This is a genomic window from Shewanella sp. 11B5 (genome assembly GCF_002836795.1).
In the GTDB taxonomy this organism is placed as follows: Bacteria; Pseudomonadota; Gammaproteobacteria; order Enterobacterales; family Shewanellaceae; genus Shewanella; species Shewanella frigidimarina.
Genome location: NZ_PJAP01001127.1, coordinates 1 through 2,179, shown reverse-complemented (window position 1 = coordinate 2,179; position 2,179 = coordinate 1). Strand labels below are relative to the sequence as shown.

Genomic DNA, 2,179 nt, shown 5'->3' with positions numbered 1-2,179 from the left:
TCAAGACATAGATCACGGTAGAATGGTTCTCAAGCCTTGTAATTGGTAGAAAATCATAGCAGATAATAGATACACATGACTAGATTAACAACAATAGAATAAATGCAAATTAAAGATGCAATATTTAAATTCTGTTGTTATATTACAACAAAAGTGTGCTTTTATTCATCGACCGAATTCGAACATGACACACACATATTATTAGGAGAGCTTTCAGCAATGGGCAAATCAATTGGAGCCAAGGCTTGCGACTTCGTACTTTTCGGTACAAAAGGCGATTTAGCTAGGCGTAAATTATTACCTTCTCTATATCAGCTAGACAAAGCAGAGTTACTTGATAAAGAAACCAAGGTAATCGGTGTAGCAAAAGACGCATTTACTCAAGAAGAGTTTGTCGCCCTCGTTACTAAAGCACTAAATACATTTGTTAAAGATGAACTTTGCCCAACCACGTTAGCGCGCTTCCTCAGTCGTTGTCATTATATCGGTACCAATTTTACAGAACCTGAAGGTTACAGTGCCTTCCACGATTTACTTGAACCAAGTAAACGCGTCATGGTGAACTACTTCGCTACACCTCCTTCGATTTTCGGTGCCATATGTCGTTGTTTACATGAACAAGACCTTATTCAATCTGACACCCGTGTTGTGCTCGAAAAGCCGATTGGTACTGATTTAGAATCATCTCATGTGATTAATGACCAAGTGGCTGAATTCTTCAACGAGAACCAGGTTTACCGTATCGACCATTACTTAGGTAAAGAAACAGTACAAAACCTGATCGCTTTACGTTTTGCTAACTCATTGTTTGCCTCTAAGTGGGATAACCGCACAATTGACCATGTACAGATTACTGTAGCTGAAGAAGTGGGGATCGAAGGGCGCTGGGGCTACTTTGATGGCGCAGGCCAAATGCGTGACATGATCCAAAACCATTTATTACAAGTGTTAACTTTGGTTGCGATGGATCCACCTGTCAATTTAGATGCAGACAGTATTCGTGATGAAAAAGTAAAAGTACTTAAGTCACTGCGTCCAATTAACCAAGACAATGTGTATGAAAATACCGTCCGAGGTCAATACAGTGCGGGTTTCTTAAAAGGCTCGCCTGTTCCTGGTTACCTTGAAGAAGACGATGCCAATACACAGTCGAACACTGAAACCTTTGTGGCACTTCGCGTCGATATTGATAATTGGCGTTGGGCAGGTGTGCCATTCTATTTACGTAGTGGCAAGCGTATGCCGTTCAAGAGCAGCGAAATTGTGGTGTATTTTAAAAACCCACCGCATAACTTGTACCGAGCAAGCTTGCGTAATCTTCCACCAAACAAATTGACCATCCGCTTGCAACCTCATGAAGGGGTTGAAATTCAGATGATGAACAAAGTTCCTGGTCTTGAGCAAAAGCAGCGTCTACAAACAACCAAGCTTGATTTAAGTTTTAGTGACACCTTTAAAAATGAACGTATTGCAGATGCATATGAACGTTTGTTATTAGAAGCAATGTTAGGTAATCAAGCCCTGTTTGTTCGTCGTGATGAAGTTGAACAAGCATGGAAATGGGTTGATGGAATTATTCAGTCATGGGAACAAAGTGGCGAAAGACCTAAGCCTTATCCTTGTGGAACATGGGGACCTGTGGCATCGGTTGCATTGATAACCAAAGATGGTCGTTCTTGGGACGAGTAGGGAGCTCACATGATTAAAGATACTGTATTTAAATCGTTCGACACTCCAGCTGATTTAGAAGCTAAATTAGCCGACAAAATTGCTAAGCAATTACAGGATGCTGTCGACACACGTGGCAAAGCAAGCTTGGTGGTATCGGGCGGTTCAACACCGTTGAAATTATTCGAGCTATTAAGCCATAAACTTGTCGATTGGAGTGATGTTTATATTACTTTAGCCGATGAGAGGTGGGTTAATGCTGATGAAAAAGATTCAAATGAAAGAGTGGTTCGCGAGCATTTATTGCAAAATAGAGCTGCCAGTGGAAAGTTTCGTGGTTTAAAAAATATGTTCGCAACCCCTGAAGCCGGCTGCGATATGACCAGTGAATCATTGGCTAATTTCCCACGTCCTTTTGATGTGGTGATATTGGGAATGGGTACAGATGGACATACTTGTTCATGGTTCCCTTGCAGTGCAGAACTTGATAATGCATTAACCACTAAGGCTT

At 41.3% G+C, this 2,179-nt stretch carries 2 protein-coding genes; both read left to right on the top strand.

Annotated elements, in window-relative coordinates; genetic code table 11:
* Positions 1 to 219: 219 nt before the first annotated feature.
* Positions 220 to 1,689: a glucose-6-phosphate dehydrogenase gene (gene zwf, locus CXF78_RS21070; RefSeq protein ID WP_011637354.1), complete on the top strand. Its 1,470-nt coding sequence runs from the start codon at positions 220 to 222 to the stop codon at positions 1,687 to 1,689.
* 9 nt (positions 1,690 to 1,698) lie between these two features.
* A partial coding sequence (pgl, locus tag CXF78_RS21065; RefSeq protein ID WP_102037858.1) for a 6-phosphogluconolactonase occupies positions 1,699 to 2,179 on the top strand: 481 nt, incomplete at its 3' end.